This is a genomic window from Streptomyces violaceoruber, from assembly GCF_033406955.1.
Classification (GTDB): Bacteria; Actinomycetota; Actinomycetes; order Streptomycetales; family Streptomycetaceae; genus Streptomyces; species Streptomyces violaceoruber.
The window spans coordinates 3,365,124-3,380,996 of record NZ_CP137734.1 but is presented as its reverse complement, the minus strand read 5'-3'; the positions used below and the strand labels follow the sequence as shown (position 1 = coordinate 3,380,996).

Annotated in this window: 16 protein-coding genes; 11 read left to right on the top strand and 5 right to left on the bottom strand. The window is 72.8% G+C overall.

Translation table 11 applies throughout. The features are described 5' to 3' along the window. The first annotated feature begins 82 nt into the window (after positions 1-82). The 4 genes from R2E43_RS14755 (at position 83) to R2E43_RS14740 (ending at position 4,115) form a co-directional block, all read left to right on the top strand. Entirely contained in the window at positions 83-1,150 is a 1,068-nt protein-coding gene (locus tag R2E43_RS14755) for a LacI family DNA-binding transcriptional regulator (RefSeq protein WP_011029843.1), read from the top strand. Positions 1,151-1,288: 138 nt separating this feature from the next. Beyond that, positions 1,289-2,326, top strand: a complete 1,038-nt coding sequence (locus tag R2E43_RS14750) for an LCP family protein (RefSeq protein WP_332056272.1) — start codon at positions 1,289-1,291, stop codon at positions 2,324-2,326. 110 nt (positions 2,327-2,436) lie between these two features. Next, positions 2,437-2,793, top strand: coding sequence for a YciI family protein (locus R2E43_RS14745; protein ID WP_003974216.1), 357 nt, complete (start codon positions 2,437-2,439; stop codon positions 2,791-2,793). A 62-nt stretch (positions 2,794-2,855) separates the two neighbouring features. After that, positions 2,856-4,115, top strand: coding sequence for an RNA polymerase sigma factor (locus tag R2E43_RS14740; RefSeq protein WP_030867604.1), 1,260 nt, complete (start codon positions 2,856-2,858; stop codon positions 4,113-4,115). Here the strand turns inward: R2E43_RS14740 and R2E43_RS14735 are convergent. After that, positions 4,112-5,284, bottom strand: a complete 1,173-nt coding sequence (locus R2E43_RS14735) for a class I SAM-dependent methyltransferase (protein ID WP_016327060.1) — start codon at positions 5,282-5,284, stop codon at positions 4,112-4,114. The genes R2E43_RS14740 and R2E43_RS14735 overlap by 4 nt on opposite strands. 90 nt (positions 5,285-5,374) lie before the next feature. Here R2E43_RS14735 and R2E43_RS14730 point away from each other — a divergent pair, with 90 nt between their 5' ends. The 4 genes from R2E43_RS14730 (at position 5,375) to groL (ending at position 9,443) form a co-directional block, all read left to right on the top strand. Beyond that, entirely contained in the window at positions 5,375-6,295 is a 921-nt protein-coding gene (locus tag R2E43_RS14730; RefSeq protein ID WP_016327061.1) for a polysaccharide deacetylase family protein, read from the top strand. Next, on the top strand, positions 6,292-7,041 hold the full coding sequence (locus tag R2E43_RS14725) for a polysaccharide deacetylase family protein (RefSeq protein WP_003974212.1): 750 nt from the start codon (positions 6,292-6,294) through the stop codon (positions 7,039-7,041). Before R2E43_RS14730 ends, R2E43_RS14725 begins: the two co-directional genes overlap by 4 nt. 334 nt (positions 7,042-7,375) lie before the next feature. After that, entirely contained in the window at positions 7,376-7,684 is a 309-nt protein-coding gene (groES, locus tag R2E43_RS14720; protein WP_003974211.1) for a co-chaperone GroES, read from the top strand. Positions 7,685-7,817: 133 nt separating this feature from the next. Continuing rightward, complete coding sequence (groL, locus tag R2E43_RS14715; RefSeq protein ID WP_003974210.1) at positions 7,818-9,443, top strand: chaperonin GroEL; 1,626 nt, start codon at positions 7,818-7,820, stop codon at positions 9,441-9,443. 224 nt (positions 9,444-9,667) lie between these two features. Here groL and R2E43_RS14710 read toward each other — a convergent pair whose 3' ends face one another. The 3 genes from R2E43_RS14710 to R2E43_RS14700 all read right to left on the bottom strand — a co-directional run bounded on the left by R2E43_RS14710 (position 9,668) and on the right by R2E43_RS14700 (position 12,548). Further along, entirely contained in the window at positions 9,668-10,909 is a 1,242-nt protein-coding gene (locus R2E43_RS14710) for a hypothetical protein (RefSeq protein ID WP_037666403.1), read from the bottom strand. Positions 10,910-11,051: 142 nt separating this feature from the next. Beyond that, positions 11,052-11,825 carry an SDR family NAD(P)-dependent oxidoreductase gene (locus R2E43_RS14705; RefSeq protein ID WP_003974208.1) on the bottom strand — a complete coding sequence of 258 codons (774 nt, stop codon included), beginning with the start codon at positions 11,823-11,825 and terminating at the stop codon, positions 11,052-11,054. 54 nt (positions 11,826-11,879) lie between these two features. Then, positions 11,880-12,548: an MOSC domain-containing protein gene (locus R2E43_RS14700; protein WP_186009691.1), complete on the bottom strand. Its 669-nt coding sequence runs from the start codon at positions 12,546-12,548 to the stop codon at positions 11,880-11,882. A 96-nt stretch (positions 12,549-12,644) separates the two neighbouring features. Here R2E43_RS14700 and R2E43_RS14695 point away from each other — a divergent pair, with 96 nt between their 5' ends. Further along, positions 12,645-13,565 (top strand): LysR family transcriptional regulator, encoded by a 921-nt coding sequence (locus R2E43_RS14695; protein ID WP_332056271.1) that lies wholly within the window; start codon positions 12,645-12,647, stop codon positions 13,563-13,565. Between the two features lie 65 nt (positions 13,566-13,630). Here the strand turns inward: R2E43_RS14695 and R2E43_RS14690 are convergent, their stop codons facing one another. Continuing rightward, positions 13,631-13,969: a WhiB family transcriptional regulator gene (locus tag R2E43_RS14690; protein WP_003974205.1), complete on the bottom strand. Its 339-nt coding sequence runs from the start codon at positions 13,967-13,969 to the stop codon at positions 13,631-13,633. A gap of 381 nt (positions 13,970-14,350) precedes the next feature. Between R2E43_RS14690 and R2E43_RS14685 the strand changes: the two genes are divergently transcribed. Both R2E43_RS14685 and R2E43_RS14680 read left to right on the top strand, forming a co-directional pair. Beyond that, positions 14,351-14,962: a response regulator transcription factor gene (locus tag R2E43_RS14685; protein ID WP_003948568.1), complete on the top strand. Its 612-nt coding sequence runs from the start codon at positions 14,351-14,353 to the stop codon at positions 14,960-14,962. A gap of 281 nt (positions 14,963-15,243) precedes the next feature. Next, positions 15,244-15,831 (top strand): sigma-70 family RNA polymerase sigma factor, encoded by a 588-nt coding sequence (locus R2E43_RS14680; RefSeq protein WP_003974204.1) that lies wholly within the window; start codon positions 15,244-15,246, stop codon positions 15,829-15,831. Positions 15,832-15,873: the final 42 nt, after the last annotated feature.

Sequence of the window (15,873 nt, the reverse complement as noted above, 5' to 3'; positions counted from 1 at the left end):
CGGCGTCTGTGCCGAATGTTCCGAAGGTCGTCGGTTCGCCGCCCCCTTCGTCAGGTGGCCTCATGGGGTTACGATCGCCGCCATGACATCCCCGCAGCCCGCTGAAACCCGGACGCAAAAGCGGTCCGCCCAGACCGCGACCCTCGCCGAGATCGCGCGTGAGGCCGGTGTGTCGGCGCCGACTGTTTCGAAGGTGCTCAACGGCCGCGCCGACGTCGCCCCGTCGACCCGCGCCCGCGTCGAGGAGCTGCTGCGCACCCACGGCTACCGGCGCAGGCGGGCCGAGTCCACCCGCTCGCCCCTGATCGACCTGGTCTTCCACGAGCTGGAGAGCGCCTGGGCGATGGAGGTCATCCGCGGCGTGGAGAACGTGGCCAGGGACGCCGGGCTCAGTGTCGTGCTCTCCGAGAGCGCGGGCCGCCTCACACCCGGCCGGACCTGGGCCGACCAGGTCGCCGCGCGCCGCCCGCACGGCGTGATCCTGGTCCTGTCCGGCCTCGACGAGTCCCAGCGGGCCCTGCTCACCAGCCGCTCCATCCCGTTCGTGGTGATGGACCCGGCCGGCGACCCGGGCGCCGACGTGCCGTCCATCGGCGCCACCAACTGGCAGGGCGGCCTCGCGGCCACCCGGCACCTGGTCGACCTCGGACACACCCGCATCGGCGCCATCAGCGGACCCACCCGCATGATGTGCAGCCGCGCCCGCGTCGACGGCTACCGGGCCGCCCTGGAGACGGCGGGGCTGCCGGTCGACCCCGGCCTGATCGTGACCGGCGACTTCCACCACGAGGCCGGCTACCGGCAGGGTCTCGAACTGCTGCGCCGCCCGGACCGCCCGACCGCCGTCTTCGCCGGCAACGACCTCCAGGCGCTGGGCCTGTACGAGGCGGCGCGTGAGCTGGGGCTGCGCATCCCGCACGACCTGAGCGTGGTCGGGTTCGACGACCTGCCGGTGGCCCGCTGGGTGGGGCCGCCGCTGACGACCGTACGGCAGCCGCTGATGGAGATGGCCGAGGCGGCGGCGCGGCTGGTCCTGGACCTCGGGCGGGAGGACCGCTCCTCGACGGCGACCCGCGTGGAGCTGGCCACCAGCCTGGAGGTGCGCAGCAGCACGGCGCCGCCCCGGGAGGGCCGGGACGTCGCGGGATGAGCGGATAAGCCCCCAGTCTGAGAATTTCCGCAGAAGCCCGACCCATCTGTTCCAGTTTCAATAATTCGGACTTATGTTCCTTCCGGCGGGGCATCCGGGTGGGGACCCGGACGGGACGGGCAGGGCGGGGGCGGACGCATGGCGGCGCGGGGCGGACAGGACGGGCGGGGCGGCCGCCGAAAGGCGTTGAAGGCGGCCGGTGTGGCCCTGGCCGGCTCCCTGCTGCTCGGCGCCGGGGCGGCGGGCTGGGCCTACTGGCACCTGAACGGCAACATCAGGAGCGTCGACATCAACGGCGCGCTCGGAGACGACCGCCCCGCGCGACCGGCCACCGTTCCCTCCGCCTCGCCCTCCGCCTCCCCGGTGCCCACCGGCGCCCTGAACATCCTCGTCCTCGGCTCCGACTCGCGCACCGGCGAGCAGAACCAGGAGCTGGGCGGCGGCGACAGCGGCGGAGCCCGCTCGGACACGGCCATGGTCGTCCACCTCGACGCGGGCCGCACCGCCGCCACCGTCGTCAGCATCCCGCGAGACACCCTCGTCGAGCGGCCCTCCTGCCCGCTGCCGTCCGGCGGTACGACCAGGGCGGCGAGCGGCGCGATGTTCAACACCGCCTACGAACTGGGCGGGCCGGTCTGCGCCGTGAAGACCGTCGAGTCGCTCACCGGCGTGCGCATGGACCACTACGTCGAGGTCGACTTCTCCGGCTTCGCCGACCTGGTGGACGCGCTCGGCGGGGTCACCGTCACCACGGACGTGGACATCGACGACGACAAGAGCCACCTGCACCTGGACGCCGGCACCCACCACCTCGACGGCACCGAGGCCCTCGGCCTGGCCCGCACCCGGTACGGACTGGCCGGCGGCAGCGACCTCGCCCGGATAGAGCTCCAGCACAAGCTCGTCAAGGCGCTCCTCGAGCAGGTCTCCGCCACCGACCTGCTCACCGACCCCGCCAAGCTCTACCAGGTCGCCGACGCGCTCACCGGCAGCCTCACCACCGACACCGGACTGGACTCGCTGGGCGAGCTGACCAACCTGGGCCGCAGCCTCGGGGACCTCGCCGCGGACGACGTACGCACCCTGACGATGCCGGTGCTGCCCGCCCCCTCGGACCCCAACCGGGTCGTGGCCGACCAGCCGGACGCCGCCGAGCTGTGGGAATCGCTGCGCTGAGAGAAGTCCCCGGAAAACTTCCCGGCGCGTGTCGATCCGCGGCCGGCCCGTTCGACGCAAGGGTGAGAGGCCGGGAGAAGCCCGGCAGCACGACCACCCGAGGAGCCACCATGCCCCGCTACCTGTCCCTCATCCGCATCGAGGAGTCCGACGCCGTGCCCGGCGGCCCCAGCCCCGAGCTGATCCAGCGGATGGAGAAGCTGATGGAGGAGATGACCAAGGCCGGCGTCCTGCTGGACACGGCCGGCCTGACCCCGACCAGCCAGGGCACCCGCGTCCACTACGAGGGCGGACAGATCTCCGTCACCGACGGGCCCTTCACCGAGACCAAGGAGGTCATCGGCGGCTACTCCCTCCTCCAGGCCAAGGACCGGGCCGAGGCGGTCGAGTGGACCAAGCGGTTCCTGAAGGTGCACGAGGAGTACTGGACGGTGACCTGCGAGGTGCGCGAGCTGATGGAGGGCTGAGCCGGCGCGGGGCACCGGTTCCCGCTTTGTCCCGGCGCCCCGAGGGTGTTGCATGGTGGGCTGTGGAAGCACAGCCCGCCGCGGCCTTCGAAACCGTCTTCCGGCTCGAGTCGCCCCGCGTGATCGCCGGGGTCGCCCGGCTCGTCCGGGACGTCGGCATCGCCGAGGAACTCACCCAGGACGCCCTGGTCGCCGCCCTGGAGCAGTGGCCGAGGGACGGCGTGCCCGACAACCCCGGCGCCTGGCTCATGACCACCGCCCGCCGTCGCGCCGTCGACCTGATCCGGCGCCGGGAGACCTACGCCCGCAAGCTCGCCGAGATCGGCCGGGACCTGCCCGTCTCGGCGCCCCCGCCCGAGGAGCCCGCCGACCCCGAGGACATCGACGACGACCTGCTGCGGCTGGTCTTCACCGCCTGCCACCCGGTGCTCTCGGCCGAGGCCCGGATCGCCCTCACCCTGCGCCTGCTCGGCGGCCTGACCACGCCGGAGATCGCCCGCGCCCGCCTCGTCCCCGAACCGACGGTCGCGCAGCGCATCGTCCGCGCCAAACGCACCCTGGCCAGGAAGAACGTCGCCTTCGAGGTGCCGTACGGACCGGACCGGGCGGCCCGCCTCGACTCGGTCCTGGAGGTCATCTACCTGATCTTCAACGAGGGCTACGCGGCCACCGCCGGCGACGACTGGCTCCGCCCCGCCCTGTGCGAGGACGCCCTGCGCCTGGCCCGCGTCCTGTCCGCCCTGATGCCGAAGGAACCCGAGGTCCACGGCCTGACCGCGCTGCTGGAGTTCCAGTCCTCCCGCACCGCCGCCCGCACCGCCCCCGACGGCGAGCCGGTGCTGCTGCGGGACCAGAACCGCCACCGCTGGAACCGCCTGCTCATCACCCGCGGCGTCACCGCCCTCGGCCACGCCCACGCCACCACCGGCGCCAAGGGGCCGGGCCCGTACGCCCTCCAGGCCGCGATCGCCGCCTGCCACGCCACGGCCCGCACCTACGAGGAGACCGACTGGCCGCGCATCGCCACGCTCTACGGCCTGCTCGCGGCCCGCGCTCCGTCCCCGGTCGTCGAACTCAACCGCGCCGTCGCCGTCTCGATGGCCGAGGGCCCGGCCCCCGCCCTGGCCCTCGTGGACGCCCTCGCCGCCGAACCGGCCCTGCGCGACTACCACCTGCTCCCCAGCGTCCGGGGCGACCTCCTGCTCCGCCTGGACCGCACGGCGGAGGCCCGCGAGGAGTTCGAACGGGCCGCCTCCCTGACCCGCAACGCCCGCGAACGCGCCCTCCTGCGGCGCCGGGCGCAAGAGGCGACCGGTGGTTAACGCGCCGGGTGCCCGACCAGCATCGTCGGTGCCCCCGCCACCCGGGTCAGGAACACCGTCGCGGAGTTCGGCCCCTGCGGTTTGACCTTCCTGCGCAGCTCCTCCGGCTCCACCGCCGAGCCCCGCTTCTTCACCGTCAGCGTGCCGACCCCGCGCTCCCGCAGCAGCGCCTTCAGCTTCTTGACGTTGAAGGGCATCCGGTCGGTGATCTCGTACGCCGTGGCGTACGGCGTCGGCAGCAGTTCGTCGGCGGTGACGTACGCGATGGTCGCGTCGAGCAGCCCGCCGCCGACCTGCGCGGCGACCTCGGCGACCAGGTGGGCCCGGATGACGGCGCCGTCCGGTTCGTACAGGTACCGGCCGGGCGTGCGCACCTCGGGGTCGGGCAGGCCGGTGCCGGGCAGGGTGCGGGGTCCGGGCAGCAGCGTGGCCCGCACCGCCCCCGGCGCCGCGCCGGCCCCGAACCACAGCACGGCCTCCTTCACGTCCCCCCCGTCGGAGATCCACTCCGCCTCGGCGTCCTCGGGCACCGCCTCGTGCGGGATGCCGGGCGCGACCTTCAGCGCTGCGGTCCGGGATGCCGTACGGGCCGCCCGCACGGCCCAGGACAGCGGCGGCGAGTACGCCTCGGGATCGAAGATCCGGCCCCGCCCGCCCCTGCGCGCGGGATCGACGAACACCGCGTCGTACGCCTCCGTGTCCACCTCCGTGACATCCGCCTCGCGCACCTCGATCAGGCCGGCGAGACCCAGCGCGTCGGCGTTCGCCCGGGCCGCCGCGGCCGTGACCGGGTCCCGGTCGACGGCGAGCACCCGGATCCCGGCGCGGGCCAGCGCGATCGCGTCGCCCCCGATCCCGCAGCACAGGTCGGCGACCGAGGCCACGCCCAGCGCCGCGAACCGCCCCGCCCGGTACGCCGCCACGCTCGCCCGCGTCGACTGCTCGACCCCGTTGGGCGTGAAGAACATCCGCCCGGCGTCCTCGGCCCCGAACTTCGCCACCGCGCGCTGCCGCAGCCGCGCCTGCCCGAGCGCCGCCGACACCAGCTCGGCGGGATGCGTGCGCCGCAGCCGGGTCGCGACCGCCAACTCCCGCACGGGGTCGGTGTCGCGCACCTCGTCGAGGAGCGCGCGGCCTTCGGGGGTGAGGAGGAAGTCGAGGTCGTTCACCGGGTCATTGTGGGCCAGTCGGTGGATGGTGTGCCTCCGGCGCGGTGTCGGGTCGGGTTCGGCCGCGGGGGACTGCGAGGATCCGGCACCATGCGAGCAGTCGTACAAAATGACAAGAGTCGGGCATCGCGTCGCGTGTCCCGGGCCTCTCGTGCCACCACCGTCCTCGCCGTCGCCGCCCTCGCCGCCGGCTGTGCGCAGGCAGAGGACCAAAGCGTGCGGGGCGCCCCCGGTCAGCAGGCACCCCCGGCCCGCGCGGTCGACGGCGCGGCGAAGGCTCGCGAGGCCCGGGCGGCCCTGGCCGCCGCGGCCAAGCGCTGGAAACTCGACAAGGTCCCGCTGACGGCCCCCGCGCCCCCCGCGAAGAAGCCGGAGATCGAGGCCCGCGAGGGCTTCGAGGTGGACGGCCAGGAGGAGGACGGCCTCCCGCCGGTCTTCACCACGGTCCCCACCAAGGAGAAGGTCGTCTTCCTCACCATCGACGACGGCGCCGAGAAGGACCCGGCGTTCCTGAGGATGATGAGCGAACTGAAGATCCCGTACACCGTCTTCCTCACCGACGAGGAGATCAAGGACGACTACGGCTACTTCAAGAAGATGCAGGCCCGCGGCATCACCCTCAACAACCACACCCTCAGCCACCCCTACCTCCCCGGCCTCTCCTACGAGGACCAGAAGCGGGAGATCTGCGGCATGCAGGACGTGATGGAGAAGCACTACGGCAAGCGCCCCGTCCTCTTCCGCCCGCCGTACGGCAACTACAACCGCGACACCCTGCGCGCCGCCAAGTCCTGCGGGATCAGGTACGCCCCGATCTGGAGCGAGGAGGTGTACGTCGACCACTGGGAGTACCGCGAGTGGGACCAGGACCTGCACCCCGGCGACATCGTCCTCACCCACTTCCGGGGCGAGGACGACTGGGACGGCACCATGACCGACATGGTCCGCCGCTTCCTGGACCGGATCACCGCCGACGGATACGCGGTGGCCCGCCTGGAGGACTACCTGTGAGGCGAGGGCGGTCCCGTCCGGCCGGCGCCGCCCCGGCCGCCCTCCTGCTCCCGCTGCTCCTGCTGCTCCCGCTCACCGGCTGCGACCGGCTCGCCGCCGCCCCCGCCGAACACGCGGCGGCGGCCGGGGACCCCGCCCAGGACGCGGACCGGGGCCGTCGCCTGCCGCCCGTCGTGGACCACGTCCGCACCGACGACCCGGTCGTCTTCCTCACCTACGACGACAGCGCCGAGCGCGACCCCGCCTTCGCCGGCCTGATCCGCGAACGGCGGCTCCCGGTCACCCTGTTCCTCACCGACACCGTCGCCGGACCGGCGTACGGCGACCTCGCCCGGCTGCGCCCGTTCGGCGCGAGCCTGCAGAACCACACCCTCGACCACCGCTCCCTGCGCGGCCTGCCGCACGCCGGCCAGCGCGCCGAGATCTGCGGCCAGCAGACCAAGCTCAGGTCCCGCTTCGGCGTCCGCGCCCACCTCTTCCGCCCGCCGCACGGCACGTACGACACCACGACCCTGCGCGCCGCCGCCGACTGCGGCATCACGGCCCTGGTCCTGTGGCGCGCCACCCTCGACGCCGACGGCGCCCTCACCTACACCCGCGGCGACCACCGCCTGCACCCCGGCGACATCGTGGCCGTGGACCCGGACCACCCGACGGCCGCGAACCTGGCCGCCCGCACGGAACGTTTGCTGGAGACGATCGAGGAGCAGGGGCTGAGGGTGGGCAACTTGGAGAACTACCTCTAGTCACAGCCCGTTGGGGGTGCCCCCTCTGGGGGGGGCGAGGACGAGGCCGTCCGGGCCGACAGCGGGGGTCTGGGGGCGGCAGCCCCAGCGGCGCCCGCACCCACGCAGGGTGCGAAACGAACCGGCGTTCACCGGAAAACCCCGCCGACGCGCCGCCGGCATTGGCACTCCGCTTGACCGAGTGCTAATCGCAGTCATAGTCTCGGACCTGGCACTCCCCACTGGAGAGTGCCAACTACGCGACGGGCAGGTCCGGCACCCGCGACGACGGATCCACCTGGTCGCCACCTCAGACAGTTAACCCCGTGAGATCTCCGAAGGGGGAGGTCGGATCGTGACGACCACCAGCTCCAAGGTTGCCATCAAGCCGCTCGAGGACCGCATCGTGGTCCAGCCGCTCGACGCCGAGCAGACCACGGCTTCGGGCCTGGTCATTCCGGACACGGCCAAGGAGAAGCCCCAGGAGGGCGTCGTCCTGGCCGTCGGCCCGGGCCGCTTCGAGGACGGCAACCGCCTTCCGCTCGACGTCAGCGTCGGCGACGTCGTGCTCTACAGCAAGTACGGCGGCACCGAGGTGAAGTACAACGGCGAGGAGTACCTCGTCCTCTCGGCCCGCGACGTGCTCGCGATCGTCGAGAAGTAGAAGTAGTACTTCGCTTCACCGAAGCACCTTGCTTTCCAGCTGCGCCCCTGGCTCCCGCGACCATAAAAAGCCGGGCGTCGGGGGCGCAGTTGCCGTATAACCCCAAGATTTCCGGAAGAGGGCTCACGCTCCCATGGCGAAGATCCTGAAGTTCGACGAGGACGCCCGTCGCGCCCTCGAGCGCGGCGTCAACAAGCTCGCCGACACCGTGAAGGTGACGATCGGCCCCAAGGGCCGCAACGTCGTCATCGACAAGAAGTTCGGCGCCCCCACCATCACCAACGACGGCGTCACCATCGCCCGCGAGGTCGAGGTCGAGGACCCGTACGAGAACCTCGGCGCCCAGCTGGTGAAGGAGGTGGCGACCAAGACCAACGACATCGCGGGTGACGGCACCACCACCGCCACCGTGCTCGCCCAGGCGCTCGTGCGCGAGGGCCTGAAGAACGTCGCCGCCGGTGCCTCCCCGGCGCTGCTGAAGAAGGGCATCGACGCGGCCGTCGCCGCCGTGTCGGAAGACCTTCTCGCCACCGCCCGCCCGATCGACGAGAAGTCCGACATCGCCGCCGTGGCCGCGCTGTCCGCCCAGGACCAGCAGGTCGGCGAGCTGATCGCCGAAGCGATGGACAAGGTCGGCAAGGACGGTGTCATCACCGTCGAGGAGTCCAACACCTTCGGTCTGGAGCTGGACTTCACCGAGGGCATGGCCTTCGACAAGGGCTACCTGTCGCCGTACTTCGTGACGGACCAGGAGCGCATGGAGGCCGTCCTCGACGACCCGTACATCCTGATCAACCAGGGCAAGATCTCCTCCATCGCGGACCTGCTGCCGCTGCTGGAGAAGGTCATCCAGGCCAACGCCTCCAAGCCGCTGCTGATCATCGCCGAGGACCTGGAGGGCGAGGCGCTCTCCACCCTCGTCGTCAACAAGATCCGCGGCACCTTCAACGCGGTGGCCGTCAAGGCCCCCGGCTTCGGCGACCGCCGCAAGGCGATGCTGCAGGACATGGCCGTCCTCACCGGCGCCACGGTCATCTCCGAGGAGGTCGGCCTCAAGCTCGACCAGGTCGGCCTCGAGGTGCTCGGCACCGCCCGCCGCATCACCGTCACCAAGGACGACACCACGATCGTCGACGGTGCCGGCAAGCGCGACGAGGTCCAGGGCCGCATCGCCCAGATCAAGGCCGAGATCGAGAACACGGACTCCGACTGGGACCGCGAGAAGCTCCAGGAGCGCCTCGCGAAGCTGGCCGGCGGCGTGTGCGTGATCAAGGTCGGCGCCGCCACCGAGGTGGAGCTGAAGGAGCGCAAGCACCGTCTGGAGGACGCCATCTCCGCGACCCGCGCCGCGGTCGAGGAGGGCATCGTCTCCGGTGGTGGCTCCGCGCTGGTCCACGCCGTCAAGGTGCTCGAGGGCAACCTCGGCAAGACCGGCGACGAGGCCACCGGTGTCGCGGTCGTCCGCCGCGCCGCGGTCGAGCCGCTGCGCTGGATCGCCGAGAACGCCGGCCTGGAGGGTTACGTCATCACCTCCAAGGTCGCCGACCTCGACAAGGGCCAGGGCTTCAACGCCGCCACCGGCGAGTACGGCGACCTGGTCAAGGCCGGCGTCATCGACCCGGTGAAGGTCACCCGCTCCGCCCTGGAGAACGCCGCCTCCATCGCCTCCCTCCTGCTGACGACCGAGACCCTGGTCGTCGAGAAGAAGGAAGAGGAAGAGCCGGCCGCCGGTGGCCACAGCCACGGCCACTCCCACTGAGCGACACGCTGAGCTGAGCTGAGCGAACGGTGCCCGGTCCCCTGCGGGGGGCCGGGCACCGTTCTTTCCAGGTGCCGGTTCCGGTGCCCGTGCCGGGTCGGCGTCTGCCCCACCGGGTTCTGCCCCACCGGGTTCGTTGCCGGGTGCGGCGACGTCGTGGTTGCGCGCGCAGTTCCCCACGCCCCTCCGGGGCGATTTCCCCGACGAATCTCAGCGACGAGCCGTCACAGCAGGCCGCTCAGCGGTAGTACGCGCTCGGCGAGCCGGCCCCGCAGCCGCCCGTCCGTGGTGTCCGCGTCCTCCGCGAGCCAGCCGGCGGCGACCAGCAGCCCGGCGTGTCCGGCGACCTCCTCGGGCCGCAGACCGCAGAACTGGGCGACCTCGTCCAGCGCCGGACCGGCGTCCTCGCCGGCGGCTCCCAGGCACCCGTCGGGACGGCTGTGGGCCGCGGTGTACACCGCGAGGAGCCTGGTGGCAGCCCCCGCCTTCTTCTTGCGCAGCTTCCGGTCGCCCACCACCTTCTGCGCCCACCCCGAGAGCCGGGCCCGGGTGACCTTGCCGAAGAAGAACGGGCGGGGCTGCGTGGGAATCAGCGTGGGCACCGTGATCTGGGCGGGTTCCTCGGGCCGGGACATCAGCGCGTCGTCGGCGGTGACGTCCTGCGGCAGCAGCAGCCAGCCCACGTCGACGAGCTCCCGGAGCACCCGCTCGGCGTCGCCCTGCAACCAGCCGCCGAGATCCTGCCCGGTGACGTTCCCGGTACCGGTGCGCGCGGCCCGCAGGGTGAGCATCAGCACCGCGAGCCGCGGCTCGGCATCGGGGAACGGGGCGCCGGTCCGGACGTGCGCCAGCACGTTGCGGGCATGGACGCCCTGGCCCCGGGTCAGCAACCGCTCGACCACCGGCCCCTCCCCGTCCACCGGGACGCCGCGGCGGTTGGCGTCCATCTCGCGGGTGGTCCGCGCGGCCGCCGCGGCCCGGTCGGCTTCCTCCCGCAGGGACGCGTCGCCGGTGACGTCCGCCCACAGGGCGAAGGCGCGGGCCTTGCGGTCGTGCAGGCCGGCGAGGACGGCGAGGTCCGGTTCCGGGCGCCGCTGGTACGCGCGGAACGCGTCCCCGAGTTCGGTCAGCTCCACGCGCAGCACCTCGGGCTGGAGATCGTCCGGCACGATCCGCTGCGCGACCTTCGCCCACCGGCCCGCCCTCCGGGCCCGGGCGGGGGCCCCACCGGGCCGGGGGCGCGGGGCGTGCCGGGCATGCGGGACGGAGGCGGCACCGGCCGTGTCGGCCGTACCGGGGCGGGCCGAGGCCGGGGCCGCCGACGGCGACCCACCGCCGGGAGCGTCGGAGAACAACACCGTCCCGCCCCCGGTCACCGCCCCCCGGCCCGGCCTCACCCCGTCCGTCCGCCGCCCGTCGATGCCGTCGACGAACAGTTCGCCCCGGTCACCAGTGCCCGCGTTCACGCGATGCCACCCTCTCCCTCGCCGAACCTGCGACCTCCCGCCCGCCGCGGGCGCAGCCACCCGACGCTACGTCGCGCCGGCGGACCGCCAGGAGGGGTCCGGGACGGACCACACGTTCGGGTGACGAGCCGGTCGGCGCCCCCTACTGCGGCCCGTACTTGCGTCCCGTCCGCGACGTGATGCCGCCCAGCAGCCCCCGCGGCACCAGCTTCGCCGCGCCCATCAGGGTCTTGTAGCGGGGGTCGGGGATCGACAGGGACTTGCCGCGGGACAGGTCGGCGAGGGCCGCCGCGACGACGTTGTCCGCGTCGAGCCACATCCAGTTCGGGATGTTGTCCGTGCCCATGCCGGCCCGCTCGTGGAACTCCGTGCGCACGAAGCCGGGGGCCAGGGCCATCAGGCGGACGCCGCTGCCGGCCAGGTCCTTCGCCACGCCCTGGGTGAACTGGACGACCCACGCCTTGGAGGCGCCGTAGGTGCCGCGCGGGACGAAGGCGGCGACCGAGGCCACGTTGACGACACCGCCGCGGCCCCGCTCCCGCATCGCCTCCACCGCCGCCGAGGTCAGCCGGAGCACCGCCTCGCAGTGCACCTTGAGCATGGTCAGCTCGTCGGCCATGGGGACGTCGAGGAAACGGCCCTTGTTGCCGAACCCGGCGTTGTTGACCAGCAGGTCGACGGGGTTCCTGCGGTCGGACAGCCGGGCCGCGACCGCGTCGATGCCGGGGTCCGCCGACAGGTCCGCCGTCAGCACCTCCGCCTCGATGCCGTGCCGGTCGTGCAGCTCCGTGGCCTGCCCGCGCAGCCGCTCGGTGTCACGGGCCACCAGCACCAGGTCGTGTCCGTCGGCCGCCAGCCGCCGCGCGAACGCCGCCCCGAGGCCCGCCGTCGATCCCGTAATCAATGCCGTTGTCATGGCGCAAGGTTAGGGTGCGCGATCACCGGTGCGGACCGGGCTCGTCCGCTTCGCTCAGGCGCCGTACTCCGCCACGTACTTCCGCGCCGTCGCGAGCGCCTCCGGATGCAGCACCCCGCCCGCCGCGAGCAGCCGGGGGAGCAGCTCGCGCTGGGTCGTCACGGCGCGGAACTGAAGGGCCACCGTCACCTCGTGGGAGGGGCGGTGCACGATCCGCACCGGGTCGCCCGCGCGGATCTCACCGGGCTCGAGGACGCGGAAGTAGGCGCCCGGCGCGCCCTTCTCCATGAAGCGCTTCACCCAGCGCGGCTCACCCATGTGGCCCTGGAAGGTGCGGCACGGGATGCGTCCGGACGTCAGCTCGAGGAGCAGCTCCGGGCCGACCCGCCAGCGCTCGCCGATCAGGGCGCCGGTGAGGTCCAGGCCCGTGGTGGTGAGGTTCTCCCCGAACGCGCCGTTCGGCAGCTCGCGGCCCAGCGTGCGCTCCCAGTCGTCCAGGTCCTCGCGCGCCATCGCGTAGACCGCCTGCTCGTCGCCGCCGTGGTGCCGCGTGTCGCAGACGGTGTCGCCGGCCAGGCCGCTCGCCCCGAAGCCCTCCGACCCGGGCACCGCCACCCGCACCGGCCCGTCGGCCGGCCGCTTGTCGATGCCGGTGACGCCCTCGGGCTGGTCCGTGTACGGCACCGCCTTCGCGCGTCCCAGGTTGACGGACAGGAGCCTCATGGCGGAAGGGTGCATGCCGGAACGGTAGGCCATGCGCGATCAAAGCGGCTACGCATTATTCGGCGTCCGGTCAAAGAGTCGCTTATCCTCGGCGGTGTGATCGAGGCTCGTCATCTCCGCGTGCTGCGCGCCGTGGCATCCACCGGTTCCTTCTCCGCCGCGGGGCGCGAGCTGGGCTGCACCCAGCCGGCCGTCAGCCAGCAGATGAAGGCCCTGGAGTCCTCCGTCGGCACCCCGCTGCTCGTGCGCACCGGGCGCGAGATGCGGCTCACCCAGGCCGGAGAGGCACTGGTGCGGCACGCCGCCGGGATCATCGCCGGGCTCACCGCGGCCGAGGAGGAGGTCGCCGCGATCGCCGGGCTGCGCGCCGGGCGGGTCCGGCTGGTCTCCTTCCCCAGCGGCAGCTCCACCCTCGTACCGACCGCACTGGCCGCCCTGCGCGCCGCGCACCCCGGCACCCGGGTCTTCCTGGAGGAGTCCGAGCCGCCGAAGTCCGTCGAGCTGCTGCGCGAGGGCGACTGCGACGTGGCGCTCGCCTTCCGCTACGAGGGCGCGGCCGGCGCCGAGGAGTGGGACGACCTCGTCGTACGGCCGCTGCTGACCGACCGGCTGGTGGCGCTGGTCCCCGAGGGGCACCGGCTCGCCCGGTCGGACGGGGTCGGATCCGTGGCGATCGGGGAGCTGGCCCGGGAGTCCTGGATCGCGGGCTGCCCGCGCTGTCGCGGTCAGTTGGTCGAGGTGTGCGAGGGGGCCGGTTTCACCCCGCGCATCGACTTCGCCACCGACGACTACCCGGCGGTGGTCGGCCTGGTCGGCGCGGGCCTCGGCGTGGCCGTGCTGCCCCAGCTCGCCATCGACTCCGTACGGCCGCGGGGCGTGCGTACGGTCACGCTGGAGCCGGCCGTGCGGCGGGAGATCGTCGCGCTCACGCTGCCCGACCTGGCGCAGGTGCCGGCGGTGACGGCCACCCTGGACGAGCTGGCCCGGGCGGGGGCGCGCCAGTCGGCGACGCGCTGACCGCGTCGGGAGCGTTGCGGGGCCTTGAGGGGCCCGTCGTCGCGTAAGTCCAGAGAAACGTTCCTTCAGTGAGGGCCGGCCGCCTCCCCGCCGGCCGACGCCGAGGCCGTCGCCGCCACCAGGCGGTTGCGGGCCCGTCCCATGAGTTCTTCGCGCTCGTCCTCGGTCAGCCCGCCCCAGACGCCGTACGGCTCACGCACCGCCAGCGCGTGCGCCGCGCACTCGGCGCGGACCGGGCACCTCATGCAGACCTCCTTGGCCGAGTTCTCGCGAGCACTCCGTGCCGCACCGCGTTCGCCTTCCGGATGGAAGAAGAGCGAGCTGTCCACCCCGCGGCACGCAGCCAGGAGCTGCCAGTCCCACAGGTCCGCGTTCGGTCCGGGAAGGCGGGAGAAATCTGCCATTGCGTGACCCCTTGTAGCCGTTCTGGGTGGATACGGTGTCCACGACCGTACAACTACGATCTAAGGAGATGAAAATATGACTCATTGCGAATCTAGCCGCAGACACCAGCGAAGCGGAAGAAAAGCGGCTGAATGGGGCACCGCTTGTGATGAAACGGCGCGGGTCCCACCCGCATGTCTGCTGCGTGGCCGCCCCCTCACGTAGAGTGCCGAAGACGACACACAGCCCCGTAACTCTTTCGAGTGACCATCGTTGAGAGTGCGGAGGCGGTTGAAGGAACAAGTGCTCGGGCGGGCGTCCGGGACGGTCGACCGCACAGGTGACGATTTCGTACCAGCCTGGAGGCTCAACGTGACGCGCAAGAGCTGCGGAGGACGGCCATGACTTCCGTCCTCGTCTGCGACGACTCCCCGCTTGCCCGAGAGGCGCTCCGCCGCGCGGTCGCGACCGTGCCCGGCGTCGAGCGCGTGACGACGGCCGCCAACGGCGAGGAAGTCCTCCGCCGCTGGGGTGCCGACCGCTCGGACCTGATTCTGATGGACGTGCGCATGCCCGGCCTGGGCGGCGTCGAGACCGTCCGGCGGCTGCTGTCCGCCGACCCCGGCGCGCGCATCATCATGCTCACCGTCGCCGAGGACCTGGACGGCGTGGCCCTCGCGGTCGCCGCCGGTGCCCGTGGCTATCTGCACAAGGACGCCTCGCGCGCCGAGCTGCGCGCCACCGTGACCCAGGCCCTCGCCGACCCGACCTGGCGGCTCGCCCCGCGCCGGCTGCGCTCGGCCGAGATGGGCGCCGCGCCCACGCTCACCGCGCGGGAGATCCAGGTCCTGGAGGGCATGAGCCACGGCCGCTCCAACGCGGAGATCGGCCGCGAGCTGTTCCTCTCCGAGGACACCGTCAAGACCCACGCCCGTCGGCTCTTCAAGAAGCTCGGCGCCTCGGACCGGGCACACGCCGTGGCGCTCGGCTTCCGGTGGGGCCTGGTCCGCTAGGAGCGCCCCCGTGCGAGGGAGTCCGAAAGGGCCCGTCGGGGACGTGACGCTCCCCGCTTATCGCGAGGTGAGCGGGGGTGACAAGGCGACCCGCCGGACGCCCGCTGCTCGTTTCGCCGCGGATGACGCATCCTTGAGGTGTGGAGTTCCTCGGGGACGAGTCGGTCGAGCGGAAGGGGAGGGCGCAGGGGATGAGTGCCGGCGCACCTGCTCATAACGCTTCGGTGCACAACAACGGGCACGGAGCCACGGATCGGACGGCCGCAAGGCACCATGGACCGATGCGTGACGACGATGCGCCCCCGGACCAGGGGACGGTCGGTGGGCTCGTCCACCGCGCCGTGGACGGGGACGAGCAGGCCACGCACGACCTGCTCGCCCATGTCCACCCCCTGGCGCTGCGCTACTGCCGCACGCGCCTGTCCCGGCTGCCCGGCGACGCCCGGCACTTCGTCGAGGACCTCGCCCAGGAGGTCTGCGTCGCGGTGCTGCTCGCCCTGCCCCGCTACAAGGACACCGGACGCCCCTTCGAGGCGTTCGTCTTCGCCATCGCCGCCCACAAGGTCGCCGACCTCCAGCGCGCCGCGATGCGCCACCCCGGCTCCACGGCCGTCCCGTCCGACGAGATGCCCGAGCGGCCGGACGACTCGCTGGGCCCCGAGGAGCGGGCGCTGCTCAACAGCGACGCCGCCTGGGCCAAGAAGCTGCTGGCCAACCTGCCGGAGAACCAGCGCGAGCTGCTTCTGCTGCGCATCGCGGTCGGGCTCACGGCCGAGGAGACCGGACAGATGTTGGGAATGTCACCGGGGGCCGTGCGGGTCGCCCAGCACCGGGCGCTGAGCCGGCTGCGGGCGCTGGCGGAGCAGTAGTCCGGACGACGCCCCGCGCAGCGGCCCCTCTCGTACGAAAGC

Bases quoted from the DNA above. Each gene is read 5' to 3' on its own strand.
- R2E43_RS14755 (WP_011029843.1), top strand. From the start codon at position 83: ATGACATCCCCGCAGCCCGCTGAAACCCGGACGCAAAAGCGGTCCGCC.
- R2E43_RS14750 (WP_332056272.1), top strand. From the start codon at position 1,289: ATGGCGGCGCGGGGCGGACAGGACGGGCGGGGCGGCCGCCGAAAGGCG.
- R2E43_RS14745 (WP_003974216.1), top strand. From the start codon at position 2,437: ATGCCCCGCTACCTGTCCCTCATCCGCATCGAGGAGTCCGACGCCGTG.
- R2E43_RS14730 (WP_016327061.1), top strand. From the start codon at position 5,375: ATGCGAGCAGTCGTACAAAATGACAAGAGTCGGGCATCGCGTCGCGTG.
- groL (WP_003974210.1), top strand. From the start codon at position 7,818: ATGGCGAAGATCCTGAAGTTCGACGAGGACGCCCGTCGCGCCCTCGAG.
- R2E43_RS14705 (WP_003974208.1), bottom strand. From the start codon at position 11,825: ATGACAACGGCATTGATTACGGGATCGACGGCGGGCCTCGGGGCGGCG.
- R2E43_RS14700 (WP_186009691.1), bottom strand. From the start codon at position 12,548: ATGAGGCTCCTGTCCGTCAACCTGGGACGCGCGAAGGCGGTGCCGTAC.
- R2E43_RS14690 (WP_003974205.1), bottom strand. From the start codon at position 13,969: ATGGCAGATTTCTCCCGCCTTCCCGGACCGAACGCGGACCTGTGGGAC.
- R2E43_RS14685 (WP_003948568.1), top strand. From the start codon at position 14,351: ATGACTTCCGTCCTCGTCTGCGACGACTCCCCGCTTGCCCGAGAGGCG.
- R2E43_RS14680 (WP_003974204.1), top strand. From the start codon at position 15,244: ATGCGTGACGACGATGCGCCCCCGGACCAGGGGACGGTCGGTGGGCTC.